We start from the raw sequence: 26,982 nt of genomic DNA on the forward strand, positions 1-26,982 counted from the left end.
CAAATTCACCACAATCCTAAATTAGAAATGAATGTATCTTATTTTTCATTACAGTTTGATTTAAATATTTGCGAAATACAAGAATTAAACAAAATGTATTTCGAACATATTTACAAGAAAAGAATTTTGATTATTTCCTGTATTGCTATTCTTATTCTGATTTTTTTTGATTGGAATAATAATGATGACTTTATAGAATGGATAATACGAAGTGTAATCGTAATTCTCTTTTTTTTGATTGTCCAGTATTCATTTGTTAATTCTATCAGCAGAATTATTTTTAAGCTGACGGAATATTTAGTAAAATCTAAGAGAATCAGAAAAAAATACCGATTCGATTTTACTCCTTCAGTTATATATATTCATTCTCCTTTTGGGAATTTTAAACATAACTGGAGCAAAATTGATAAGGCTTTCTTAACAAAGGATTTTCTTTTTTTATATGTAAGAGAAAAAAACAGATATATTATTTCAATCTCGAACAAGAATAATGGTAACAGAAACATACAAGAGTTAATAACGTTTGTAGAAAATAATGTTACGCATATTAATAAGATATAATGATTGAGCTATGAAAGAGGAAAAAGAAAAGGTTTTAGTTCGCGATAATAGAGGTGTTTTTCTGAAAATGTTTAGAAGAAAATTTAAAGATGAAGTTGAATTTTCAGAAGATTCCTTTTTACTGAAAAATAATAGTAAGTCAGCAGATTTCGATCGTTCCATATTTGTTGTCTATGAAAAGGAAGAATTGATCGAGTTTTTAAAGCTTGGAAAAAATGGATCGAACGTAATGTTGTGTTTTTTTGATAAACAGCTTTACAACAGTCTTGTTTTTATAGAAGGACTTAAGAACTTTTTTATAATTGATGCCTCAAAAACAAGAAGAGAAATTGTATTAGATTTAAAAATGTATTTTACGGATAAGTCTGAAAATACTATAAATAAAGGAAAATTGGGCAGTACTTTTAGTACGCTGGCACAGTCTGCCGATTTTCAGAAAGCTTTGTTTTTTATGATGTAGTTGTTGTTGTATCATAAATTGGGGAGAGAAGCCGGATGTAAGTCCGGCTTTTCATTTTTTAACACATTAATATGATTTATTGTTTATTGAAAAAGAAGTGTTAAAAGCGTTAAATTTTAAGATTCAATTTTGAATTTAATAGTTTAGTGGGGAATTTTTACTCATATTCTCAATGGCAAAAATATTTTTTCTAGCTAAAATCTGATACTTTTAATCTGATATTTTAAAAATTCAGATTATTTAAAAACACTTCTCCCAGCAGCTTTAATTTGAGTCTATGCAGAGTTGGTTTTAGTAAGTGGTTGATTTTTAGTTTGTTGTTTTGGTTCCTTTTTTTGAAAATTTAAAAGTAAACTTATAGTTAATTTAGAGCCTGAAAAACAATCATAATTTTAACAACAAATTTGTTGCAAGTCCCAATCAAACTTCTATTTTTGCGCCTTAATTTAATAATTATAAGCATGAAAGATCTATTAGTAAAAATCAACGCCGAAATTGAAACATTCAAAGCAGAAGCAGAATCTTTAACTGAAAAAGGTATCAAAGCTGCAGGACCAAGAGCACGTAAAGCTACTTTAGAAATCGAAAAACTTTTAAAAGAGTTCAGAAAAGTTTCTATCGAAGAATCAAAAAAATAATACAATTAAAACCTCGTCTAATAAACGAGGTTTTTTTTTGACTTGTTTTTTATGTCTTTCCATAAAAAATCTAAAACTGTACTACACATTTAAAATGATTCAGAACAGATAATTATAGTATGTAACGCTTGAATCAAAAGTGCATTTTTTCATACAATATATACTTTTAAATGCTTTTAGAATTTATTAAAAACTCCTCTTTTGTTGTAAAATTAAAAAGAATAATGATTTGAATAAATCAGGTATAACTACTTGATTGTTATTGTTTTGAAATAAATAAATTTGATCCGTTCATTAACCGCCGTTAAAGAATTACCTGCCATAATAAGTAAAACAGAAAAGTTAACATCAGTTTAATACTTTAAAACATACTATTGTGGAAGAAAAAGAACAAGCGATAATTCCGCTTTCGGCAGATTCGGATTATTTTGAAATAGGATTGGTAATGGCAGGTGCCGTTTCTGCAGGTGCTTATACCGCAGGTGTGATCGATTATTTATTGCAGGCTTTGGACGAATGGGAGAAGGCCAAAGCAGAAAATTCTACTGAAGTTTCGCATCATAAAGTCAGGATTAAAGTAATGACCGGAGCTTCGGCAGGAGGAATGGTCTGTGCCATAACAGCTGCAGAACTCATCAGAAGGGAAAAAGAAAAAGCACTTGATTATAAAGAATCTCTTTTATACAAGGCCTGGGTAGAAGAAATAGATATAAAACCTTTGTTGACTACTTCTGATCTTGATGGAGAAAAAGCCATAAAATCGATGTTAAATTCTGATGTACTCGATACTATCGCAGATACAATTATAAATCCCGAAGGTATTGAGTTTATAGATCTGCCTCATTATATTGCTCCTGAGTTAAAAATGTACTTAACCCTGACTAACTTACGAGGTTTGCCCTATGAATTTAAAGTTACGGGAGAAAGCGGATTACCTTACGGAATGGATGATCACGCGGATTATCAATATTTTGAGCTTTGCAAAGCAACTAGAGTTGAGGATTGGAGAAAGCTGCGCGTTGCTGCTGTGGCGACAGGTGCATTTCCGGTGGGGCTTAAGGCAAGATTAATTGAACGGGATACTACGGAATATAAAGAGCGTATTGAAAAGAATGGTCGTGATATTTCCGGTAAGTTAAAACTGGATACAAAAACAGGTATTGCCTATCCGTTTGTGGCAGTTGACGGCGGCGTGCTTAACAATGAACCTATAGAATTAGCTACATCAGTATGGGCTTCAAAAGACGAACCTCAAGCTACAATTGTTGATTGTGTAAATAATATAAAAGGAATTAGAATTCAAAATAAAGACAATCTTAAGCCCGGTAAAAATGCGCTGATTATTATAGATCCGTTTCCGAATTTTGCCTCAAATAATGAAGCTGCAACAATACATGACACTGATCTGGCTAATGTTATACTGCCGTTGATTTCTGCAATGCGTTCTCAGAATTTGTTTAAACCCGAAGAATTGGTTATGGCGGCAGATGAATGTAATTATACCCGTTATTTAATTGCGCCTGTAAGACGAAATGACCGGGGGGCGATTGCTGAAAACGCGCTTGCCTGTGGCTTTTTTGGAGGTTTTGGAGGTTTTCTTTCCAAAGAATTTCGAGAACATGATTATCATTTAGGAAGACGTAATGCACAGCGTTTTCTGGAAGAATATTTTGCACTGCCAAAGGAATATTTTGTTCATAACCCAGACGTGATAATAAAGAAGTTAGGTAAGGTTACTGAAGAGAATATTGAAAAAAATATTGAAAAATTATATTCCCCAATAATTCCAATACTTAAAAATGCCCCGCCAGAAGTAAAAGTTCCGTGGCCTTCTTACAGCGAAGCACAGTTAAGTGTTTTAAAAGATCAGATGAGGGAAAGAATAAGCAAACTCACAATTCGGATTCCCGTAATTGGTGTATTTGGTAAAACGTGGGTTAAGATTACCATGTTTATATTGTTACTAACCATTATAATAGCCGAATGTATTAAGTGGTGTAAAGTACGATTTGACGAATGGTTTGTATTGTTCAGCGCTTTTTATCTATTGATTTTTCAAATAGTTTTAGGTTTTGTTCTTATCACAATGTTCTGCTTATTTGTTTCTAAATCGATACTGGATAAAAGACTCACAAAAAAAGCAGGAAGTTATATACGATATTTATTACTGGAATGGGGGATTGATGTTAAAACGAGATAAAATGAATTGATGTCAAAAGGTAAAAAAATCAGATAGTATGCAAGTATCAAATGAAATTGATGAATCGCAGTACAAAGCAGATTTTATGATCTCTGAAAACTATATTAAGTTTTCGGGTGAACTGCTTCGTCTTTCACTATTAGCAATTGGAGGTTTTGGAACGCTCATTCTTACCATGATAAAAGAAAAGTCTTATTCAAAAGATTTATTTCCATGCCCAATGCTTTTTATTCTTGCGCTAGGATGTTTTGTGTTTTGTTCAGCTGCGTGTTTATTTCACAGATATTATGCAACAGACGCAATGAGCTGGTATATTTGTTTACTGAGAGCTAAGAAAAGCGGTGATGTATCTAAAATTGCACAGGAAAAATCCGGTTTTCACAGAATGCTGAGATTGTCAAGAAACTCCTTAATTTTAAGCGAAATTTCATTTGGCTTGGGAGTTTTTTTTTTCTTTTTAATTATACAATCTTATATTTAATTCAAACGAGGTAAATAAACAGTCAGTATTTGTGAAAATTTCTTATTTTGAAAAGATTAATTTGCTAGCGAGAAAGTACTAATTCATGCTGCCGGCAGTTACATTGTATAGTTTTCTTTAACTAGATTTAAAAGAAACATATTAGCCAAAATTAATCTTTAGAACCGGAAAATGCTTCGTTCATAAATTGCACAAGACCTTTTTCTTCCAGAATTTCAATCGAAAATTCCCCAAAACGCTTTGGAAGCCAGATGATCCTTACGCCGCTTGGCGAGTTAAGATTTTCTCGTGAAACAGGATTTCCGTTTTCATTTTCGGGCTGCACACCTCTGGCCAGCAGTTCGTCAAATGCGGTTTCTATGTTTGGAGTCGAATAGCAATGGCGATAAATAGTGCCTTCGCCTTTACTGTCCAGAAGGCTTTTCAGGTTTCCGGAAAAAGGCTGAACAAGCATAAATCGTTCCTGACCAATTCGCGCAACAGCGTATATTACATGAAGATCGTCTCTTTGCCAGGTAAACTTCTTAGAAATTTCGGCTCCCAGAATTTCGGCATAATAGGTACAAGCCTCATGCAGATCATTTACCAAAATGTCTATATGACTAAATTTTAGTTCCATTTTATTACACTAAAAACAATTCCTGAAAAATTTAAATCGAGTTACGGTCAATAAAGTTAAAAGGTACTTTAACGTGGCCTTTTTCTTTGTTTAAGATCATTCTGGCGGCCGTTTCGCCCATTACATTAAAATCCGTTGACATTACGGTGATGCCAAGCAATTCTTTTAGAGGCGTATCATTGTAAGATATAACGCCTATATCTTTTCCTAAAACAAAGCCTTCATCGCGAATTTGTTTCATTAAGTTTACAAGATCAGATTCTTCTATGGTAATAAATAAATCCCCTTTTTTAAGGATCATGTCGTCATAGACTTCACTCAGAATTTCAAAATTGATTTCGTGCTCTACACAAAATTTTCTGAATCCGTGCAGAATTCTTCTTGGATACGGGTAAACTGCTTTATCCGGATAAACCAAAATCAGTTTTTTATATTTGGCTATTTTAGCCAGACCTTCTTTTAAGGCATTATAAATGTCATTTTCAAAATCCTGATAAATTTTAATGATTTCACCGCTGTGGGCCAGTTTTATATTATCCATAAGAACCAGTTTGTCCTCAGGGATTTTCTGGATTGCTTTGGCTACTTCATCGGTAAAACTTAAGTGTTTTAATTCATCGGTTTTAAAATGGGTTGTTACAACGTAATAATCGTAAGCACCTTCAAATTTATCCAGAAGGTTTAAAAACAGCGTTTCGTCGCAATGATAGATCTGCAGGTCAGTATGAGCGTTGGCTCCAAGTGTATTAATAAAAGAGTTGTATGTTTTCATTTTATAAGCACTCAGCTTATTAAAAAGAAACAGGACATTTACTTTCGATTCAAGTTTAGTCCTCGTAATATAATAGCCTTTTCCTCTGATGGAAGAAATGATTTTTCGTTCTTTTAAAATATTATAAGCTTTTTCAACAGTATCGCGGGACATATAAAATTCTTCACTAAAACTGTTTATCGAGGGAATTTTTTGATTTATTTTTAAATTTCCGTTAGCAATATTCTGTAAAATAGAGTCCACTATTTGTTTGTACTTTGGAACCCTTGAATCTTCATCTATTTTAATTAACTTAATCATGCCGGTAACTTTGCAAATTGGTTTTCAGGTAGTAAATTCCTGAAAGTTAATTTTTTTTAATTATAATTTAGCGATGAGCAGGCTTAAAATCTACGCTGCGCATTGATTTTACTACTTTCCTTACAAAAACATTAAATTAAAATCAGACTTTATTTTATTTTTAAGCAGATGAACTAATTTGAACCTGTTTGCGGATATAATAATTACGAAATCGATTGCTAAAATAGCGTTTTTAAATTGATTTTTCCAATATATTTCGGGTGTTCTTTATAATTAATAAGCAGATTTAACATAAATTATCCAAATGATAAAGGATAGTACAGGACAGTTTTGTTTTTAACATTACATTATTTTACAAAACCAAACTAACTATCACAAATTAACCAAAACCAAAATAATAGATGGAGTCATTATTAGGAATCATTTTTCATTCTATCGGAGGATTCTCTTCAGGTAGTTTTTATATGCCTTTTAAGAAAGTAAAAGACTGGGCCTGGGAAAGCTATTGGCTGGTAGGTGGTTTTTTCTCCTGGTTGATTGTGCCGCCCATTGCAGCTTATTTAACTATTCCGCATTTTACGGATATCATCGTGGCAGCTTCGCCATCTATTAAAGCCTTTACTTTTTCGATGGGTTTAATATGGGGAATCGGAGGATTAACATATGGTCTAGGCGTTCGCTTCTTAGGAATGTCATTAGGAAATTCAATCATTTTAGGATTTTGTTCTGCTTTTGGAGCATTGGTTCCTTCAATTTACTATGATATAAACCCAACCGAGGGTAAAATTTCATTTACGGATATGCTTGGAAATTCTGGAGGACAATTGGTTTTACTGGGTGTGGCTGTTTGTTTGCTTGGAATTGCCATTTCCGGAAAAGCGGGAATCCTGAAAGAAAAAGATTTTGCCGAAGGACACGAGGATAAAGACAAAGATTTCAGCCTTGTAAAAGGATTAATCATTGCCATAGTTTCGGGTATTTTGAGTTCGTTCTTCAATTACGGAATCGAAGCCGGAAAGCCAATGGCAGAACAAGCTGTTGAGTTTGGCTGTAATCCGTTGTTTCAGAATAATGTAACCTATATAGTATTGCTATGGGGCGGATTAACAACCAATTTTATCTGGTGTATCTACCTTAATTTTAAAAATAAAACGATTGGTGATTATACCAATAAATCTACGCCAATTACAAAAAATGTCCTTTTTTCTGCCCTTGCCGGAACCATGTGGTTTTTGCAGTTTTTCTTCTACGGAATGGGCGAAAGCAAACTGGGAAATGGTGCCAGCTCATGGATTCTGCACATGGCAACCATTATTTTAACCGCTAATTTCTGGGGCTTCTATCTTAAAGAATGGAAAGGTGTTTCGAAAAAAACATTCAACACTTTCCTGTTAGGAATCGGATTAATTATGCTCTCTATTGTTTTAGTGGGAATTGGAAATTCTCTGTAAATAATAACCAACAATATGACAACAACGTCGAATATAAATAAAAAAATTATGAATTTTAAGCACGTAAGCTACCTTTGGGATGAAGCTAAAGCCGAAGCATTAGCCGGAGATGAAGTAGCGCTTTTCATTTATCGATCAAACCTTTTAGGAGCAGATTTAAGGCTTACTAATTATGGTGGAGGAAATACTTCTGTAAAAATTACTGATAAAGATCCGTTAACAGGTGAAAGCTCAGAAGTAATGTGGATCAAAGGTTCTGGAGGAGATATTGGAACTTTAACAAAATCAGGATGCGCTGCACTATATTTAGACAGATTACGCAATCTGGAAAATGTATACAGAGGAATTGAATTTGAAGACGAAATGGTTGAATTATTCAATCACTGTATTTTTGACCTTGCTTCAAAAGCACCTTCTATTGATACGCCTTTACATGGTTTTCTGCCATTCAAACATATCGATCACTTACATCCTGATGCGGCAATTGCAATCGCTGCTGCAAAAGACGGCGCTAAAATTACAGAAGATTTATTTGACGGAGAAATTGGCTGGGTAGGCTGGCAGCGTCCTGGCTTTGACCTGGGGCTTCAGTTAAGAAGCTGTTTAGAAGAAGCGGCAAAAAAAGGAAAAAAATTACGTGGTATCATGTTAGGTTCTCATGGTTTATTTACATGGGGAGACACAGCATACGAAAGTTACATTAACACACTTGAAGTAATCGAGAAATGTGCTGAATATTTAGAAAATAACTACGGAAAAAAACGTCCTGTTTTTGGAGGTAAAAAAATTGACAGCCTTCCAGAAGCAGACCGAAAATTGAAAGCGGCAAAAGTGGCGCCGATCTTAAGAGGTTTCTGTTCTTCAGAACGTCAAATGATTGGACATTATACAGATGATGCAAGAGTTTTGGAATTCATCAATTCAAACGACCTTTCAAAACTGGCTCCGTTAGGAACTTCTTGTCCGGATCACTTTTTAAGGACTAAAATCAGTCCGTTGGTTTTAGAATTAGATCCAAACGAAGATTTATCAGATGTAAACGCTGTAAAAGCAAAATTAACTCCTGCCTTTGAAGCGTATCGTGCTATGTATAAAGATTATTACAATGCATGTAAAAAGTCTAACTCACCAGCAATGCGTGACCCAAATCCGGTTGTTATTTTATATCCGGGAGTAGGTATGTTTACTTTTGCAAAAGATAAAACAATGGCTCGTCTGGCATCAGAATACTATATCAATGCTGTAAACGTAATGAAAGGTGCAGAAGCAGTTTCTGAGTACACTTCATTACCGCATCAGGAAGCTTTTGATATCGAATACTGGTTATTAGAAGAAGCAAAATTACAGCGTATGCCAAAACCAAAAGCGTTATCAGGAAGAGTAGCGCTGATTACAGGTTCTGCGGGAGGAATTGGTAAAGCTATCGCTAAAAAATTCGCTCAGGAAGGTGCCTGCGTAGTAATCAACGATATAAACGAAGAGCGTTTACAAGGTGCATCTGCTGAATTTGTTAAAGCATTTGGTAAAGATGCAGTTTCAAGCACTTTATTGAATGTTACTGATGAAGTAAGTGCAGAAAAAGCATTAGATGAAGCTTCTCTTGCTTTTGGAGGTGTTGATATCGTGGTAAATAATGCCGGAATCAGTATTTCTAAATCTATTGCAGAGCATACTCTTGAAGAGTGGGACAGATTATATGACATCTTGGTAAAAGGACAATTTATTGTTTCTAAAGCCGGAATCGAAGTAATGCGCAAGCAGGGATTTGGCGGAGATATCGTAAACATCGTTTCTAAAAATGCTGTTGTAGCCGGACCAAACAACCCTGGGTACGGTTCTGCAAAAGCAGCTCAGGCTCATTTAACCCGTTTAATGGCGGCAGAGTTAGGAGCAGATAAAATTCGTGTAAATACGGTAAACCCTGATGCTGTAATCTCAGATTCAAATATTTGGTCTGGAGGATGGGCAGAAGGCCGTGCAAAAGCATACGGAATAACAGTTGAAGAATTACCTGCGTATTACGCAAAACGTACATTACTAAACGAAATAATACTGCCGGACGATATCGCAAACGCATGTTTTGCATTTGTTGGCGGTTTCCTAAATAAATCTACAGGAAATGCCCTAAATGTCGATGGTGGTGTCGCCATGGGCTTCTATAGATAATTAAGTTTTTTTATAAGTTTGTTTAAGCAAAAGTGGTTTTTTGTGGTCTAACGTTCGATTTATCGAGCGTTAGATTTTTTTATAGAAATACTACAGTCCGCTTCAAACAAAAGAACATAACAAAAAAGTGAAGTAAAACCGGAGTACAGCATAAAATTTAATATATTGAAAAAAATATTAAAACACGTAGAAGTATAGAACGCAGATGAAACGGATTCGCTATTGCGAAGAAACTGATTAACACTGATTTTATAATTAGGATATTAAAAACCCGTTTTTTTCCGCGTTTTCGCGAGAGCGAATCCGTCTGATCAGCTTCTAAAATTTCGGCATTACAACTTCGAAACTATGTGTTAAAAATATATGCAAGGATATAAATTTATATATTGTAACTCTATTAAAATATCATAACTATGTTAATCGGATCAAACAACATTGAATCTCACAACGAAGAATTATTAAAAAAACACCAGAATAAGTTTGCCTTTACAGCATCAGAAATTAATAATGCTGAGGCAATTATTCAAAAGTTAATCGATTTTCAAATTGCCATTCCATCATGGGCTTTAGGGACAGGAGGAACAAGATTTGGACGTTTTGCAGGAGGTGGAGAACCGCGTTCTTTAGAAGAAAAAATCGAAGATGTTGGTCTGCTTCATAAATTAAACAACGCTTCAGGAGCTATTTCGCTTCATATTCCGTGGGATATCCCAACAGATTACAATGCAATCAAAACACTTGCAGGACAGCACGGATTAAAGTTTGATGCCATGAATTCCAATACGTTTCAGGATCAGGCAAATGCAGAGCAGACGTACAGATACGGCTCATTACAAAACGTAAACAAAGCAGTCCGCAAACAGGCGATTGCTCACAATATAGAAGTAATCAAACACGGAATCGAATTAGGATCTGAGTCATTAACGATTTGGTTAGCTGATGGTTCTAACTTTCCGGGACAATTAAACTTCAGAAAAGCATACCAAAATACATTAGAAAGTTTAGAAGAAATCTATGATGCACTGCCTTCAAACTGGAAATTATTTTTAGAATACAAATGTGCTGAGCCTAATTTTTATTCTACAACCGTGGCAGATTGGGGACAGTCTTATTCGTATGTAAAAAAATTAGGAGACAAAGCGCAAACGCTGGTTGACTTAGGACACCATCTGCCAAATGCAAATATCGAACAGATTGTTTCTTTATTGTTGATGGAAAACAAACTGGGCGGATTCCACTTCAATGATTCAAAATACGGAGATGATGATTTAACTGCTGGAGCTTTAAAACCATACCAATTGTTCTTAATCTTCAATGAATTAGTTGAAGGAATGGATGCAAGAGGAATGAACCACGCCAAAGATTTAGGCTGGATGATCGATGCATCACACAACATCAAAGATCCTTTGGAAGATTTATTACAATCAGTTGAAGCGATTATGATTGCCTACGCTCAGGCACTTTCTGTTGACCGTAAAGCACTAGAACAGGCACAGGAAGAAAATGACGTGGTTAAAGCACAGGAAATCCTTCAAAACGCTTTCCGTACAGACGTACGTGCTTTAGTAGCCGAAGCCCGTTTACGTTCAGGAGCCGCTTTAAATCCGGTTGAATTGTACCGAACTCTTTCTGTCAGAAAAAATCTAATTGGCGAAAGAGGATTAAAAACGATGGCCACCGGGTTGTAGTTATAAGTTATGAATTATGAATTATAAGCTGAGTCTTTTTGTGTTTTGTACTAAAAACATAAAAAGACTTCACTTAAACAAAAAGTCATAATTCAGGAACTCATAACATATAACTCATAACTCATAATTAAAAAAATGAATGTAGTTGCAATTTTTGATATTGGAAAAACAAACAAAAAGGTTTTTTTATTCAATGAAAATTATAAAATCGTTTGGGAGAAATCAGTAAATTTTCAGGAAACAACTGATGAAGACGGTTTTCCCTGCGAAGATATAAACCTGCTTAAAAACTGGATTTTTGAGAGGCTGGATGAAATTAAAAACCAAACCGATTATGTTTTAAAAGCTATCAATTTCAGTACTTACGGTGCGAGTTTTGTCTACATTGATAAAGAAGGAAAAGTACTGACTCCTCTGTATAATTATTTAAAAAGTTATCCCGAAGATCTAAAAACTGACTTCTATAAAAAATACAAAGGTGAAGAATCTTTTGCCGTAAAAACGGCCTCTCCTGTTTTAGGAAGCTTAAATTCCGGAATGCAGATTTACCGTTTAAAAGAAGAAAAACCGGATCTGTTCGAAAAGGTAAAATACTGTTTACATCTGCCTCAGTTTTTGAGTTATCTATTAACAAATGAGGCTTATACAGATATTACAAGCGTGGGCTGTCATACCAATTTGTGGAATTTCAAAAAAATGAAATACCATAAATGGCTTAAGAACGAAGGTATTTCAGCAAAAATTCCGCCATTTCACTTCGGAAAAGATGTGATCAAAAACGCAGACGGACTTTCTGTCGGGGCAGGACTTCACGATAGTTCATCGGCTATTATTCCGTATACGATAAACTTTACCGAACCTTTTGTTTTATTGTCAACCGGAACCTGGAGTATTTCTCTGAATCCATTCAATAATAAACCATTGACTTTTGAAGAACTGGAAAACGATTGTTTGTGTTATATGCAGTACACCGAAAAACCGGTAAAAGCAGCAAGGCTTTTTGCAGGAAACGAACACGAGGTTCAGACCAAACGACTGGCAGAACATTTTAATGTCCCGGTAGATACTTACAAAGAAGTTTATTTTGATAAAATCGTTGTTTCAAATTTAAGAGCTTTAAATTTTCAGATAATATATCCTAAAAGGTATAATTATGATATTCTGAAAGAATGTCCTTTTCAAAAAAGAGATCTGGAAAGTTTTAAGGATTACGAAACGGCCTATCATCAATTAATGCTGGATTTGGTCGAACAACAAGTTTTTTCAACTAATTTAGTCATTCATAACAGTCCCGTTAAGAAAATTTTTGTTGACGGAGGTTTCAGCAAGAATTCAATTTATATGAATTTATTAGCCGAGGCCTTTCCGGATGTTGAGGTTTATGCCGCTTCGATGGCGCAGGCGAGTGCATTAGGTGCTGCACTGGCAATCCATCAAAACTGGAATCCTAAACCAATCCAGAATGACTTAATTGATTTGAAATTTTACAAGCATTAAAAAAATACTAAACACATCGAAATATAGATTTTTATTGCATAGATTGGGCTTAAAAATAAATAACACATTATTTACACATAGCTATGTTTGTTTAAACAAGCGAAACGTATTTTTTAAGCTGTGAAATCTATATTTCTATGTGTTAAAACTAAAATAAATAAGAATGAAAATCGGACTTTTTATACCGTGTTATGTCGATCAGTTTTACCCTAAAGTGGGTATTGCGACATACGAACTTTTGCAGAAGTTAGGCTGCGAAGTTGAGTTTCCGATGGGGCAGACCTGCTGCGGCCAGCCAATGGCAAACAGCGGTTACGCACATTTAACAAAAGGCTGTGACAAAAATTTCATAGCCAATTTTACAGGATTCGATTATATTGTCTGTCCTTCGGGAAGTTGTGTTTTGCATGTAAAAGACCACTTACACGACGAAAATCAGGAAGAAAAAGCAGAAAAAATCCGAAACACAGTTTACGAACTTACCGAGTTCATTACTGATGTTTTAAAAATCGACCACATTAACGGAACTTTCCCTTTTAGAGTGGGAATGCACGTAAGCTGCCACGGACAAAGAGGATTAAAGCTTTCGCAGATGTCGGAATTAAATGCACCTTTTTTCTCCAAACCTGAACAATTACTGCACAGTATCAAAGGTTTGGATTTGGTAGAGTTAACAAGAAAAGACGAATGCTGTGGTTTTGGAGGAACATTTTGTGTAACCGAAGAAGCCATTTCGGTCAAAATGGGAAAAGACAGAATTAAAGACCATCAAAGCCATGATGTAGATTATATTACCGGCGGGGATATGTCTTGTTTAATGCATTTAGACGGCATTTTGAAAAGAGAAAAAAGCAGAATTAAAACCATTCACATAGCTGAAATACTAAATTCACTCGAAAATTAGAAATAAAGCTGAGTGTGCTTTTTAACCACAAAGCACGCAAAGAAAAACCGCAAAGTACGCTAGTTAAAAATTAGCTTTGCGAACCTTGCGCAAAAAACTTGAGATCGTTGTGGTTAAGTAAGTATCATGATAAAGATTTCAAAATTGACTTTTAAATTATAGAAAATGTCATCAGAAAAAATAATACAGCACAGCGAAGCCGCGGCACGTTTTAACAAAGACGTGGAACGAGTAAATTGGCATGATGAAACACTTTGGTTTGTTCGTGCCAAAAGAGACAAATCGGCGCATCAGATCGACGATTGGGAACTGCTTCGCGAGACTGCTTCCAAAATAAAAATGAATGTGCTCTCTAATATTCACGATTATTTAGTTGAATTTGAGGCCAACGCCCAGAAAAACGGCATCATTGTACACTGGGCTGCAGATGCAAAAGAACACAACGAAATAGTACATTCAATTCTGGCAAAACACGATGTAAAGCAAATGGTGAAATCAAAATCGATGCTTACAGAAGAATGCCATTTAAACGATTATTTAGCAGATAAAGGCATTGAAGTAATCGATTCGGATTTAGGAGAATACATTGTACAACTTCGTAAAGAACCGCCAAGCCATATTGTACTTCCGGCGATTCACCTTAAAAAAGAAGACGTAAGTGAAACTTTTCACGAACATTTAGGAACTGAAAAAGGCAATTTTAATCCGCAGTATTTAACAGAATCAGCACGTCATAGTTTACGAAATACCTTTCTGACCAGAAAAGCAGCTTTAACAGGAGTTAATTTTGCTGTGGCAGAAACCGGAGAATTTGTAGTTTGCACCAACGAAGGAAATGCCGATATGGGCGCGCACTTAGCTGATGTTCATATTGCCTGTATGGGATTTGAGAAATTGATTCCAAAAAGAGAACATTTAGGTGTTTTTCTTAGATTATTAGCAAGAAGTGCTACAGGACAGCCAATTACGACTTTTTCGAGCCATTTTAAAAAACCAAGAGATGGAAAAGAAATGCATATCGTAATTGTAGACAACGGAAGAAGCACACAATTAGGAAGAGAAGATTTTAGAAATTCCCTTAAATGTATTCGCTGCGGTGCCTGTATGAATACCTGTCCGGTTTACAGACGAAGCGGCGGACACAGTTATCACAATGCCGTTGCCGGACCTATTGGTTCTATTTTAGCACCAAATTTAGATATGAGCAAAAACGCCGATCTGCCTTTTGCCAGTACACTATGTGGTTCCTGTACCAATGTTTGCCCCGTAAAAATTGATATTCACGATCAGCTGTACAAATGGCGTCAGGTTTTGGTAAAAGAAGGACACACACCATCGGCTAAAACCATTGCCATGAAAACCATGTCAGCCGTATTGGCCAACCCAACTATGTTTAACATTGCCGGAAAATCAGGAAGATTTGTAATGAAAAATATTCCCGGAATGGTAAACAATAAAATGAACAAATGGTACGACCAGCGTGAAATGCCGGACGTTCCGGAGCAATCTTTTAGAGAATGGTACAAGAAAAATTCGAGAGAATCTAAAGAAAAAAGGAATGAGCAGTAAAGCAGAAATTTTAAGAAAAATAAAACAAAACCAGCCGGAAATAATTTCAAACCTGCCTGATTTAAACGTTTTAGGCTCAGAACAATTTGATATTCTGGAAACCTACAAAACGGTTTTAAAAGGTATTGGAGGAGATCCTGTGGAGGTTTCTGATTATAACGAAATAAAAGAGTATATCAAGGCCAATTATAATCTGGAAAAAAGACTTATCACGACACTTCCGGAACTTTCTGAAATCGCTTCTTTAGATTGGAAAAACACAGATCCGCATTCGCTGCAGGATGTGGAACTAACGGTTGTAAAAGCTCATTTTGGAGTAGCAGAAAACAGCGCACTCTGGGTAACCGATGCTATTTTAGGACAACGTGTTGCCCCGTTTATTGCACAATATTTGGCCATTATTGTTCATAAAAAAGACCTTGTTGCCACCATGCAGCAAGCCTATAACAGAATCGGAAATCAGGAATATGGTTTTGGGACATTTATTGCCGGACCGTCAAAAACTGCAGACATTGAGCAGTCACTGGTATTAGGAGCACATGGAGCCAGAGGATTGATTGTGTTTTTATTGCCTTAATGTCCTGTCGGGATTTTTTTCGTGGTCCGCAATTTTTCTACCCATTTGTATTCCTAACGGAATAGTAATTTAGGCTAAATATTCATAGAGATTAAATATATGGGTAGAAAACCAATTAATTCCAAGTGTATTTGCATCAGAAACTACCTCTTCAATAATATCAAATTCAGGAAAAAACCTTCCAGTAAAAACAAAATATCGGTAGGCAATTGTTTGTTAAAAAAAATCATCACAGACAAAATCCTGTTAAGAACCCTCGAAAATTATCATTTCTGCATACATTTTTCTAAAATTTTCTAAAATTACCTTATAATTGTACTTTTTACCAGAATATAAAAAGTATTATTTTGAAGCATTTTGTTCTAAAACTGCTGCTGCTGTTAGGTTTTTCCTCGTTAGGATATTCACAGGATTATCCCGTTAAATTTCTTGATATATCAGACGGCTTGTCTAATAATTCCATCATCACCATCTATCAGGATAACGAAGGGTATATGTGGTTTGGAACCTACGATGGCTTAAACCGATACGATGGCTACAACTTTAAAGTATTCAGAAACAGGATCAACGATAAAAAATCACTGCTATTTAATACGGTTTACAATATAGAAGGGGACTCCAGAAATAATATCTGGGTAGGAGGAACTAACGGAATCTGCATTTACAGCAAATCAAAAGCCTCATTTCACACGGTAGAGTATACGATTCTGGAACAAAAGCCTCAATTACTGAAAGATATAATTCATCAGATGCGTTCGGTATCAGACAATCTGGTATTGGTTGCCTCTCAAAAATTGGGACTGCTGGCTTTCGAAAACGGTTCTTTTACAGGAAAACATATTCCGTTAAAAGCATTAGGAAACCGAATCAGAGTGACCAATTATGATGCCATAGCCATTCAGGAAAACAAAGAAAAATCAGCCTGCTGGGTGTATGTCAGAAACGTTGGCGTATGCAGTTACAACTATAAAAACAAAGATTTAGAAGTCGTATTTCCGCTTACAATTGGGGTAAAAGCCATGAAACTTGCGCTAGATGGAAACCTTTTATTAGGAACAGACGAAGGTCTTTTCCAGCTGAATACCAAAACCGGATCATTGTCGGAAAACTACTTTTTAAACAAATGCAGTGTAACGGATATTCTGGTAGATAAAAAAGGAAAAACCTGGCTTGGAACAGATGGATGCGGTATTTTTTATATTAACAAAGACACAAAAAAAGTACTTTCCTATGGCGAACAGCTGGCAAAAAGTAATTCAGTCTGGAGCTTGTACGAAGACAAATCAGGAAACAAATGGTTTGGTTCACTACGAGGCGGTATCAGTATGCTCAGCGATACGCCCAAGTATTTTAAAAGTGTAAAATACAATGCCAAAGACCCGGCAGATAACTTTATTTTATCGTTCTGCGAAGACGAAAAAAAGAACCTCTGGGTAGGTACAGACGGTGCAGGACTGAAATATTGGGACAGAAAAAACAATACCTATATCAATTATTCCAATTCCCTTTCTAGTAATTTTATAACCGGAATAACCCGAGATGACAATAACGATATCTGGATTTCTACCTGGGCAGGAGGCATAAACCGAATCAACAAAAAAAACAATAGTATAACCCGATATTTGTGTTACAATACCAATACAAAACAAACCGAAAAAAACATCTGGTTTGTTTTTAAAGACTCTAAATCAAATATCTGGGCAAGTGCAACCAATGAGGGGACACTTTATCTTTTTGACAGAAACAAAGACCATTTTGACCTTTTTGATAAGAGCATTGATAATCTGCAGTGTATGACTGAAACTTCAGACGGAAAGTTGTGGGCAGGAAATTACACAACGCTTTTATCCATAGAAAGAGAAACCAAAAAAATCACTAAAACGGTTATAGGAAATCCGGTTAGATGTATTTATGAAGATAAAGACAAAAACCTCTGGGTAGGAACTCAGGAAGGAGGACTGCTTTTGTTTAACCGAAATAATAAAACCTTTAAAAGACTTACCATAGATGAAGGGCTTCCGTCGAATACTATTTTAAGACTGCTTGAAGACAACGAAGGTAATCTATGGATGAGCACTTACAACGGAATCTGCCGTTACGATAAAAAAAGCAAAACTTTTAGGAATTTTTCTGTAAACGACGGACTTCAGAGCAACCAGTTCAGTTTCAATGCCGGAATTAAACTCTCATCCGGAGAATTTCTTTTTGGCGGTATAAACGGTTTCAATATCTTTTTTCCAGAAGCTATAAAAGGTTTCAATCAGAAAAATAATGTATTGCTGACAGATTTTTATGTAAACAATCAGCTTATTGAAGAAAGTAAAGCCGAGATTGATACCGATTCTGATAAAATAAAAGACGTTAGTCTCGAATACGACCAAACCACATTATCATTAGAATTTGTTGCTTTGGATTACAATAATGCCGATAAAATCAATTATGCTTATTTTCTGGACGGCTGGGACGAACAATGGAATTATGTGGGTCAGGCCCGAAAAGCAAATTATTCAAGACTTCCGGAAGGAAAATATACCTTTAAGGTTAAAACAACCAATTTTAAAGGCGGGTGGAATAAAGAAGTCAGTTTGGTTTCTATAGAAGTTTTACCGCCTTGGTACAGAACATGGTGGGCTTATTCTCTTTATATACTGGCCGTTGCGGGACTTTTGTTTGTGTATCTGGATTATCAGAAAAATAAAGAAAAACTAAAATACAAGGTAAAAATAGCCGAACTGGAAAGTAAAAAAGAAAAAGAGATAGCCGAAAAACAATCGTCTATGTTTACTTATATCTCACATGAATTTAGAACACCGCTTTCGCTGATTATTAATCCGTTAAAAAAAGCCGTGCAAAAAGAAAATACCGAAAACGGCTCATCGGGCAGTGATCTGGCTATTGCACATCGTAATGCCAGAAGGCTTTTGAGTCTGGTAGATCAGCTGCTTTTATTAAGAAAAGCAGAAAACGATGCCGATTCGCTTCGTTTATCACCCATAAATGTAAATAATCTCAGTAATGAAGTATACCAATGTTTTGTAAATCAGGCCAAAGATAAAAGCATCAGTTATAATTTTACAGTTCCGGATCATGAAATTACCATTATAGGAGATTATGAAAAAGTTGAAATTTCATTATTCAATTTAATGTCCAATGCCTTTAAATATACACCAATAGGAGGCGAAATCAATCTTACTGTAACCGAAAATGAAAATGAAGTTTTTCTTGAAATTACAGACAGCGGCGACGGAATTGACAAAAAAGATATTGAGGTTATTTTTGAAAAATTCAAGCAGATAAATTCGAAAGTCTCTGTAGGGACCGGTTTTGGCATAGGACTTTATATTGTAAAATATTTTGTCGATAAGCACAAAGGATCTGTAACCTGCAGCAGTGAAACAGGAAAAGGAAGTCGTTTTAAGCTGGCTTTCTTAAAAGGAAACAGCCATTTTGAAGATATCGAAATTACAAACGAGAAACCGCAGAGAAGCCAGTTGTTCGACGAATTGGTCCCTGAAGAAATTGATGAACCTGTAACAACAGTTCCATTAATTTCTGAAAGCGATTTTCAGCAGACTATGTTAACAGATAAAAGAACTGTTTTAATTATCGATGATAATGCCGAAATAAGAGCTTATTTGATCAGACTTTTTTCGGAAAACTATGTGGTTTACAGTGCCGAAAATGGAGAAGAAGGTCTGAAAATGACTAAAAAACACATGCCGGATCTGGTAATAAGTGATATTACTATGGAAGAAATGGATGGTCTGGAATTATGCCGAAAAATTAAAGAAGACAATGCTTTATCGCATATTCCGGTGATTTTATTAACGGCATCAAAAAATCCGGAGACACATTTACAGGGAATCAATGAGGGAGCAGACGATTATATCACCAAACCTTTTGATGATGATATCCTTACTGCACGTGTTGAATCGTTATTGCGCAACAGACACAATCTGCGAACGTATTTCTTAGACAGCATTACTTTAAAAGAAAACACACAGAAGGTTCCTGTAGAATATCAGGAAATGCTGAAAAAATGTATCGAAATTGTCGAAGCCAACATTCACAAAAGAGATTTTACGATAAAAAACTTTGCGCTCGAAATGGGAATGAGTCATAGAACACTTTATACGAAGATCAAAATTATTTCCGGACAAACCCTGAACGCTTTTATTCGTTCTGTCCGTATCAGGAGAGCTGCAATGTTGATGCTTACCGAAGACATGAACATTACCCAGGCAAGTACCGAAGTTGGATTTGAAGACCAGAAATATTTCAGACAGCAGTTCGTAAAACTTTTTGGGATGACGCCGTCAGAATACATCAAAAAATATAAAAGCTCCTTCAATTCTGACTTAAATATCATCAAATAGTTAAATAAATACTATAGGACTGTTAAACATTCTGCTTCTTTTTTGAAAAAACATCATAAATCTTTTACGGAACTCAAACGTTTTAGCTGAAAAACTGGTGTTTTTTCAATATTTATGGATAATTTAAAAATATGCTGATATTTTTTAAGACTTGTTAAAATTTATTTCGAAATACTAGTTAATTGCAAATTTGACCTCCTTTTTTTTCCAATTTACCCCTCCTTAGAAGTGTGAAATAAACATTTCTTTGCAATAATAGTAACAGAATTTGAGTCTGCTGCTGTTAGTCATAAGTGTTAATTTCAAGATAAGTTTTTTATCTGTTTAAAGAGCTGAGCACTCTTTAAATTCTGATGAGTAATGGTTGGTTACGTTACTTCTCAAACCCGCAGTTTATTTTTAAACTGCGGGTTAAATTAAAACACGATTGACATCTTAAATAAAGAATAAAAGAAAAAAGAGATATCTAACAATTAACCAAACTCAATACTATATGAAAATAACCACATAACCACTTTTTCGCTGTATCAGCCCCCTCAATAATACAGCAGTCCCCTCGAATAACCTACGAGATTTAAACAAACTTTCACTTAGAAAAAAGACCAAACTAACCTAACCTTAAAATTAAAGAAATGAAAAAAAATGTATTTTTATTTTTTCTTGCCCTTTTTGCCATCCTGGTAACCGGATGCCAGAATAATGAATCAGGATTCCCTAGTTCTGATAACCCAACGGTGGTGGTGGCAACAAAAGAGATTTATGGAGCACCCAGCCGAAAATTTGAAATCAAAGCCGCTCTGGCCGATGATTTAGGACTAAAAAGCGTACAGATCCAAATTCCGGAATTATCTCTGGACAAAGTAATCGCATTTGCAACAGATCCGCTTCTTACATCATACGATCTAAGTTATTTCTTCGAAGTTCCGTCAGGAAGAGGAACATCAGAAGCTTTCAAAATAAAACTTATCATTACAGACGTTTCAGGAAACGTGGTTAACGAAGAGATTAATTTACGTCTTGACGGAGAATTTGCTGCGCCAGCAATAAGTATGATTACGCCAAAAGAAGGCGCTGTAATTTTGTTATCTACAAGCAACGAAATGCCGGTAAACTTTGTGGTAAACGACGATTCAGGAATCGATTATATTCAGATAAAATGTGAGGCTCTTGATATCGATGAAACGATTCAATTAACAGGAGCACCTCAGTCATATACATTCAATAAAACGTACACATTACCGGTAACTGCTGCCAATTACGTTTTAACCATTACAGCAAAAGATAAATTTGCGATTCCAAACACCGGATCTTTAAATATAAATGTAGTAGCTACAAACGAGTATCCGGCTATTTATTTATGCGATCAGCCAAAAGGCACCAACCTTACAACAGATGCAGTTGGAGTTCCGATGTATTTCCACGACAAAAACGGACAGGATTTCGAATTCAAATATTATGCAGACAAAGACAATAAAGAAATTTTCTTCTTAGGTCAGGAATCTGATTTTGCACCGCACTGTTTCGGTTTAAATGCAGCAGGCGAATTAGTAGACGATGTTACTTCAACAGCAATCATTTTACCAACAAAAGGATACTATGTTATAAAAGTAAATCCAAACACTTTAAAATACACCGCAACACCATATACACCATCAAGCAAAGTATGGGCAGATGTTGCCAATGGTTTATGGCATGACGACGCTGCTTCAAGAAAACCATTCGTAAGTGTGTGCGGAGGCGGTATTCAGGGCGCAACATGGGATACATGGGATGCATGGGTGCAAAAAGGATTACACTTAGCCAACAACCCGGCGAATCCGTATCAGTTAGTAGGCGAATATACACTTACAGGAACTATGGAAGCTACTTTTACAGGACAATGGTGGAGCCCATCATGGAGATTAATTAAAAATGGTATTGCAACCATGTCTCCGGGAGAAAACGGAAATGCCAAATACCCTGCAGCACCGGGTGTTTACAAAGTAGTTCTGGATACTGAACTGGAAAGAGTATTTATAACAAAAAAATAATGTGTTACAGCCTTGTTTGTAACATATAACTAATAAAACATCTTAATATGAAATTCAAATATATATGGTTTTTTATTGCCCTTTTGTGTACTTCCGTATCTTTTGGACAAATAAAAATAAAAGGAACTGTAAAGGATAAAGGCAATGTGCCCATTCCGGGAGTGAACGTAATTGTAAAAGGATCAGCATCATCCGGAGCAACAGATTTTGACGGAAACTATGTAATTAATGTTCCCAATAAAAATGCCCAGATAGAGTTTTCTTTCGTGGGTTTTACAACCAAATTAGAAACACCCGGAGACAGAACCGAGATTAATGTAATTCTTGAAGAATCAAGCCAGACATTAGACGAGATAGTTGTAGTAGGATATGCAGCTGTTAAAAAGAGCGATGTAACGAGTTCGATTTCTTCTATAAAAGGAAAAGAATTACAAACCATGACCGTAGGTAACGTAACCGAATCGCTGCAGGGAAAAGTAGCAGGGGTTCAGGTAACGGGAGTTGGAGGTCCGGGAGCACAGCCAAGGGTTTTAATTCGTGGTATTTCGACTGTAAACTTAGGAACAGATCCGCTTTATGTAGTTGACGGAATCCCAATGGGAACCAGCATCAACTTCTTAAGCAATAATGAGATCGAATCTATGGAGGTTTTAAAAGATGCTTCTGCAAGTGCTATCTATGGTTCACGTGCGTCAAACGGGGTAATTTTAATTACCACCAAAAAAGGAAAAGCAGGTAAAACCAGATTCACATTTGACACAAGTTCAGGTATGCAATTAATGAAGAATCCTTACAATATGGCTGATGCCGAAGGATATGCAACCATTATGAACAAGGCCTACAACAATTCAGGTTATTCAGATTATCTGCCAAATCCTTCTCAGTACAAAGGAAAAACAACAGACTGGTGGAGAGCCGGAATAAGAGGCGGTGCGCCTGTAACCAATGCTTCTTTGGGAGTAACAGGAGGATCAGACAAACATACTTTTGCTGTAAGCTTAAACTATTACAACAACGAATCGATGTATGAAATTGGCGGATGGAAAAGAATCACGATGAGAATTGCCAACGATTTTAAATTCTCGGATAAATTCTCGGCAGGAATCACTTTAAACCCGCGTTACGAAACCTGGGGATCACCAAACAACTGGGCCGATTTTGTAAAAATTGATCCAATTACACCAATTTACAAAACAGCAGATCAGTTAACAGGTTTAGAAAACGAGTACAGCATTTTTGCAAGGTCTCCTTCGTATGTATGGAATCCGGTTGCGGCTGTAAAACGATATGACGATTATACAGATCAGTACAATTTAAATACAAACGGATATTTACAATACACGCCAATCAAAGGTTTGGTAATTCGTTCGCAGGCTTCTATCGAAGTGGGAGACAAAACGCAAAGCATCTTTAAACCTGATTTTATTATTGATGCCGCACACGAAAAAGCAGAAATCAACAGTGTAGAAAGAAAAAATACAACCAATGTTGACTGGACATGGCAAAATACCATTACCTATTCAAGAACTCTTGCAGATAAACACAATTTGTCTTTAATGGTAGGTAATACGATGGAAGAATACAACGGAAATGACGTTTGGGGTTACGGAGAAGGTGTTCCTAACAACACCGATGTAATGAGAGAATTAAAAGCAGCTACCAAAAACAAGAGGAGTGATGGTAACAGCTGGTCAAGTTCATTGATGTCTTATATTTCCCGTTTTTCTTATAACTACGACGGAAAATACTATTTCACAGGAACATTCAGACGTGACGGATCTTCTAAATTCATGACCAATAACAAATGGGCTAATTTCCCTTCAGCATCGGTTTCATGGAGAATCTTAAACGAAGGATTTATGGAGTCAACAAAAGATGTTTTAAGCGATCTTAGATTTAGAGCAGGATGGGGTAAAGTAGGTAATCAGGGACTTCCTGCATCAGTTTACCAGTCAAATATCGGACAGGGAGTTTATCCAATTGGTGGTGAAGTGGTAGATACTTCTTTCCCGTCATCTATGGCTAATAAAGACATTAAATGGGAAACTGTAGAAGACGTTTCTTTCGGTTTGGATTTCGGATTATGGAAAAACAAACTTTCCGGATCTTTAGAATACTATCAAAAGAAAACAAACGACATGTTATTCGTTAAACAGTTTCCAACTTACAGCGGATTTCCTAATTACGCAACAATCTGGACAAACGTTGGATCAATGCAGTCAAGCGGTATCGATTTGTTAGTTTCGTATAAAGATAAAAAAGGAGATTTTACGTATGGTGTCGATGTAACTTTTACAACTGTGAATGTTGAAATGCTTTCACTTTCTGCAGATGGAGAAAAACTATACGGATCAGGAAACAGAACGCTTACTGTAAAAGGAGATGAGCCTGGATATTTCTACGGATATGTTGCTGACGGATTATTCCAAAACCAGACTGAATTAAACTCTCACACAGATCAGCATGGAACTAAATTACAGCCGTATGCGCAGGTAGGAGACGTTCGTTTTAAAGATTTGAACGGAGATGGAAAAATTGATGAGAAAGACAGAACAAAAATTGGTTCTCCGTGGGCAGATTACAACATTGGTTTAAACCTGAACTTTGGTTACAAAAACTTTGATTTAGTAGCGAATTTCTATTCAAGTATTGGAAACGAGATTGTAAACCAAAATATTTCAGATTTATACAATGGTGCAAGTTTGACGAATAAAGTAAGCGGATTAGACCAAATGGCATGGCACGGTGAAGGAACATCAAACCGAATTCCGCGTCTGTCTAAAGATGATAACAACGAGAACTTTACAAAATTCTCTTCTCTTTATGTTGAAGACGGATCGTTTGTACGTTTGAAAAATTTACAAATTGGATATTCCTTCATTAACAAATTTGGGTTAGATAAACTTAGAATTTCATTGTCAGGACAGAATTTATGGACATGGACAAATTATGACGGAGTTGATCCTGAAGTAGCCGGAGGAGATCCTGATAAAGGAGACAGAGTAAAAGGTTCAGGTTTTGGAGGATGGAACTATCCGGTACAGCCAACAATCCTGATGGGTCTTAATGTAGCATTTTAATAAAAAACGACATGAAAAAAATAATAGCATCAATAATACTTTTTTCGATAGTATCAGTTTCTTGTAGTGATTTTATTGAAAAAGACGAAAGAGGAACTCAAACATTAGAGAACTACTTTCAAACTGCGCAGGAATGTGAAAATTATGCAAACGAGCTGACACGCAGATTGTTAATTCCAAGCGACTGGTGGACTTTGGTAGCACCAAGAGTAACCAACGAAATGTCTACAGACGATGCCTGGATGGGAAATACAGGTCAGGACAGCGGTGCGCACAGACCTTGTTCGCAATATCTGGCAACGCCGGATAATATGGGAGATATGAATAACGTGTACACAGCACATTATTATACCATTCAGTCAGCCAATATTGGTTTAGAAAAAATGGCACTTTCTCCAATATCTGAAACACAGAAAAACCAGTACATGGGAGAATCTCTCTTTGTTCGTGCTTACTGTTATTATGAATTGGTAAACCTTTACGGAGGTGTGCCTTTATATACCAATTCATTAGGAACATCTGATTTAAAATTAGAAAGAAGCCCGGCTGCAGCAGTATATGCTCAAATTGAAGCCGACCTTAAAGATGCAGCAGCAAAACTGGAAAATATTCCGGCAGCAAGAGACGGAAGAATTAACAAATGGGCAGCCTATGCTTTACTGGCTCGCGTATCGCTGTTTCAGGAAAAATGGGCTGAGGCAAAAACATATTCTAATAAAGTGATTACAGAAGGACCCTACGCATTAGAATCTGATTTTTTAAATATCTGGAACGTAAACAACCATAACGGAGTTGAATCTATTTTAGAAGCACAGTCTTCATCTGTTCAGGATAGAGATTTAGGATCGGCACTGCCAACTTTAGCAGGAGCAAGAGGAGAAGACAAAAAGAATTTCCCAAGCAACGATGCACTGGATGTTCTTGACGGATGGGGATGGTGTATGCCGACAAGTGATTTAGAAAACGCTTACCTTTCTGAAAATGACGAAATCCGCCGCAGAAGCACCATTACAAAATGGGGAGAAGCAGCGTACGGAGACGAAACCTTAAACCCAACTCACAAATTCAGTTTAAACGACAATAAATCAGGACGTATCTGTCGTAAATATTACATCCCGATTGCAACTCGTCGTTCTTTAGAAAAAAGAGACGGCCGCCTGCCATTAAACATTCCGTTGATTCGTCTGGCTGAAATGTATTTAACAAGAGCAGAAGCCAATTATCATTTAGGAGGAGATGCTTTAGCCGATATTAACATCATCAGAGCACGTGTAAAACTAGATCCAAAAACAGGATTATCAGGACCAACGCTGTTAAGACAAATCTACAAAGAGCGTCGTTTGGAGCTGGCTTTTGAAGGACTTCGTTTATTCGATATCCGCCGCGAAAAAGACCCGTCAACAGGAAGACCGGTAATCGAATCGATCATGGGACCAAACGGAACTTTTGTTCAGTACAACCTGAATTCTTCAGATCCGTATGAAACAGCCAATTTGAGAGAACCGCAGGATAAAGGAATCAACTTTGATCCAACTAAACACTTATTATGGCCGATTCCTCAGTTAGAAATTGACTTAAGCGGCGGTTTAATCAAACAAAACCCGAACTACTAA

General features: G+C 36.0%; 17 protein-coding genes. 15 read left to right on the top strand and 2 right to left on the bottom strand.

The window, feature by feature from the left end; all coding sequences use genetic code 11:
• Nucleotides 1–571 precede the first annotated feature (571 nt).
• From OZP11_RS23495 to OZP11_RS23510, 4 genes are all read left to right on the top strand, one after another.
• Nucleotides 572–1,021, top strand: coding sequence for a hypothetical protein (locus OZP11_RS23495; RefSeq protein ID WP_281232917.1), 450 nt, complete (start codon nt 572–574; stop codon nt 1,019–1,021).
• A gap of 461 nt (nt 1,022–1,482) precedes the next feature.
• Nucleotides 1,483–1,659, top strand: a complete 177-nt coding sequence (locus tag OZP11_RS23500; RefSeq protein ID WP_012026201.1) for a histone H1 — start codon at nt 1,483–1,485, stop codon at nt 1,657–1,659.
• Between the two features lie 376 nt (nt 1,660–2,035).
• A complete protein-coding gene (locus tag OZP11_RS23505) occupies nt 2,036–3,859 on the top strand; it encodes a patatin-like phospholipase family protein (RefSeq protein ID WP_281232918.1) in 1,824 nt (607 codons plus the stop codon).
• 37 nt (nt 3,860–3,896) lie between these two features.
• Nucleotides 3,897–4,340: a hypothetical protein gene (locus tag OZP11_RS23510; protein ID WP_281232919.1), complete on the top strand. Its 444-nt coding sequence runs from the start codon at nt 3,897–3,899 to the stop codon at nt 4,338–4,340.
• 151 nt (nt 4,341–4,491) lie between these two features.
• Here OZP11_RS23510 and OZP11_RS23515 read toward each other — a convergent pair whose 3' ends face one another.
• Entirely contained in the window at nt 4,492–4,959 is a 468-nt protein-coding gene (locus tag OZP11_RS23515; RefSeq protein WP_281232920.1) for a VOC family protein, read from the bottom strand.
• Between the two features lie 31 nt (nt 4,960–4,990).
• Complete coding sequence (locus OZP11_RS23520) at nt 4,991–6,031, bottom strand: GntR family transcriptional regulator (RefSeq protein ID WP_281232921.1); 1,041 nt, start codon at nt 6,029–6,031, stop codon at nt 4,991–4,993.
• Between the two features lie 401 nt (nt 6,032–6,432).
• Between OZP11_RS23520 and rhaT the strand changes: the two genes are divergently transcribed.
• From rhaT to OZP11_RS23575, 11 genes are all read left to right on the top strand, one after another.
• Nucleotides 6,433–7,482 (top strand): L-rhamnose/proton symporter RhaT, encoded by a 1,050-nt coding sequence (rhaT, locus tag OZP11_RS23525; RefSeq protein WP_281232922.1) that lies wholly within the window; start codon nt 6,433–6,435, stop codon nt 7,480–7,482.
• 48 nt (nt 7,483–7,530) lie between these two features.
• Nucleotides 7,531–9,648, top strand: coding sequence for a bifunctional aldolase/short-chain dehydrogenase (locus tag OZP11_RS23530; protein WP_281232923.1), 2,118 nt, complete (start codon nt 7,531–7,533; stop codon nt 9,646–9,648).
• Nucleotides 9,649–10,061: 413 nt separating this feature from the next.
• Nucleotides 10,062–11,336 (top strand): sugar isomerase, encoded by a 1,275-nt coding sequence (locus OZP11_RS23535; RefSeq protein ID WP_281232924.1) that lies wholly within the window; start codon nt 10,062–10,064, stop codon nt 11,334–11,336.
• A 135-nt stretch (nt 11,337–11,471) separates the two neighbouring features.
• A complete protein-coding gene (locus OZP11_RS23540; protein ID WP_281232925.1) occupies nt 11,472–12,833 on the top strand; it encodes an FGGY-family carbohydrate kinase in 1,362 nt (453 codons plus the stop codon).
• A 163-nt stretch (nt 12,834–12,996) separates the two neighbouring features.
• Nucleotides 12,997–13,737, top strand: a complete 741-nt coding sequence (locus tag OZP11_RS23545; RefSeq protein ID WP_281232926.1) for a (Fe-S)-binding protein — start codon at nt 12,997–12,999, stop codon at nt 13,735–13,737.
• A 165-nt stretch (nt 13,738–13,902) separates the two neighbouring features.
• Nucleotides 13,903–15,306, top strand: coding sequence for a lactate utilization protein B (locus OZP11_RS23550; protein WP_281232927.1), 1,404 nt, complete (start codon nt 13,903–13,905; stop codon nt 15,304–15,306).
• On the top strand, nt 15,296–15,883 hold the full coding sequence (locus OZP11_RS23555) for a LutC/YkgG family protein (RefSeq protein ID WP_281232928.1): 588 nt from the start codon (nt 15,296–15,298) through the stop codon (nt 15,881–15,883). Before OZP11_RS23550 ends, OZP11_RS23555 begins: the two co-directional genes overlap by 11 nt.
• A 347-nt stretch (nt 15,884–16,230) precedes the next feature.
• Nucleotides 16,231–20,259, top strand: coding sequence for a hybrid sensor histidine kinase/response regulator transcription factor (locus tag OZP11_RS23560; protein WP_281232929.1), 4,029 nt, complete (start codon nt 16,231–16,233; stop codon nt 20,257–20,259).
• A 632-nt stretch (nt 20,260–20,891) separates the two neighbouring features.
• Complete coding sequence (locus OZP11_RS23565) at nt 20,892–22,289, top strand: hypothetical protein (protein WP_281232930.1); 1,398 nt, start codon at nt 20,892–20,894, stop codon at nt 22,287–22,289.
• A 47-nt stretch (nt 22,290–22,336) separates the two neighbouring features.
• Nucleotides 22,337–25,369 (top strand): SusC/RagA family TonB-linked outer membrane protein, encoded by a 3,033-nt coding sequence (locus OZP11_RS23570; protein ID WP_281232931.1) that lies wholly within the window; start codon nt 22,337–22,339, stop codon nt 25,367–25,369.
• Nucleotides 25,370–25,380: 11 nt separating this feature from the next.
• Entirely contained in the window at nt 25,381–26,982 is a 1,602-nt protein-coding gene (locus tag OZP11_RS23575) for a RagB/SusD family nutrient uptake outer membrane protein (protein WP_281232932.1), read from the top strand.

This window comes from Flavobacterium gelatinilyticum, assembly GCF_027111295.1.
Taxonomy (GTDB): domain Bacteria; phylum Bacteroidota; class Bacteroidia; order Flavobacteriales; family Flavobacteriaceae; genus Flavobacterium; species Flavobacterium gelatinilyticum.

Excerpts from the sequence above, each read along its gene's own strand:
- OZP11_RS23500 (WP_012026201.1), top strand. The coding sequence starts at position 1,483 with ATGAAAGATCTATTAGTAAAAATCAACGCCGAAATTGAAACATTCAAA.
- OZP11_RS23570 (WP_281232931.1), top strand. The coding sequence starts at position 22,337 with ATGAAATTCAAATATATATGGTTTTTTATTGCCCTTTTGTGTACTTCC.
- OZP11_RS23555 (WP_281232928.1), top strand. The coding sequence starts at position 15,296 with ATGAGCAGTAAAGCAGAAATTTTAAGAAAAATAAAACAAAACCAGCCG.
- OZP11_RS23495 (WP_281232917.1), top strand. The coding sequence starts at position 572 with ATGAAAGAGGAAAAAGAAAAGGTTTTAGTTCGCGATAATAGAGGTGTT.
- OZP11_RS23530 (WP_281232923.1), top strand. The coding sequence starts at position 7,531 with ATGAATTTTAAGCACGTAAGCTACCTTTGGGATGAAGCTAAAGCCGAA.
- OZP11_RS23565 (WP_281232930.1), top strand. The coding sequence starts at position 20,892 with ATGAAAAAAAATGTATTTTTATTTTTTCTTGCCCTTTTTGCCATCCTG.
- OZP11_RS23520 (WP_281232921.1), bottom strand. The coding sequence starts at position 6,031 with ATGATTAAGTTAATTAAAATAGATGAAGATTCAAGGGTTCCAAAGTAC.
- OZP11_RS23545 (WP_281232926.1), top strand. The coding sequence starts at position 12,997 with ATGAAAATCGGACTTTTTATACCGTGTTATGTCGATCAGTTTTACCCT.
- OZP11_RS23540 (WP_281232925.1), top strand. The coding sequence starts at position 11,472 with ATGAATGTAGTTGCAATTTTTGATATTGGAAAAACAAACAAAAAGGTT.
- OZP11_RS23550 (WP_281232927.1), top strand. The coding sequence starts at position 13,903 with ATGTCATCAGAAAAAATAATACAGCACAGCGAAGCCGCGGCACGTTTT.
- OZP11_RS23515 (WP_281232920.1), bottom strand. The coding sequence starts at position 4,959 with ATGGAACTAAAATTTAGTCATATAGACATTTTGGTAAATGATCTGCAT.
- rhaT (WP_281232922.1), top strand. The coding sequence starts at position 6,433 with ATGGAGTCATTATTAGGAATCATTTTTCATTCTATCGGAGGATTCTCT.
- OZP11_RS23575 (WP_281232932.1), top strand. The coding sequence starts at position 25,381 with ATGAAAAAAATAATAGCATCAATAATACTTTTTTCGATAGTATCAGTT.
- OZP11_RS23535 (WP_281232924.1), top strand. The coding sequence starts at position 10,062 with ATGTTAATCGGATCAAACAACATTGAATCTCACAACGAAGAATTATTA.
- OZP11_RS23510 (WP_281232919.1), top strand. The coding sequence starts at position 3,897 with ATGCAAGTATCAAATGAAATTGATGAATCGCAGTACAAAGCAGATTTT.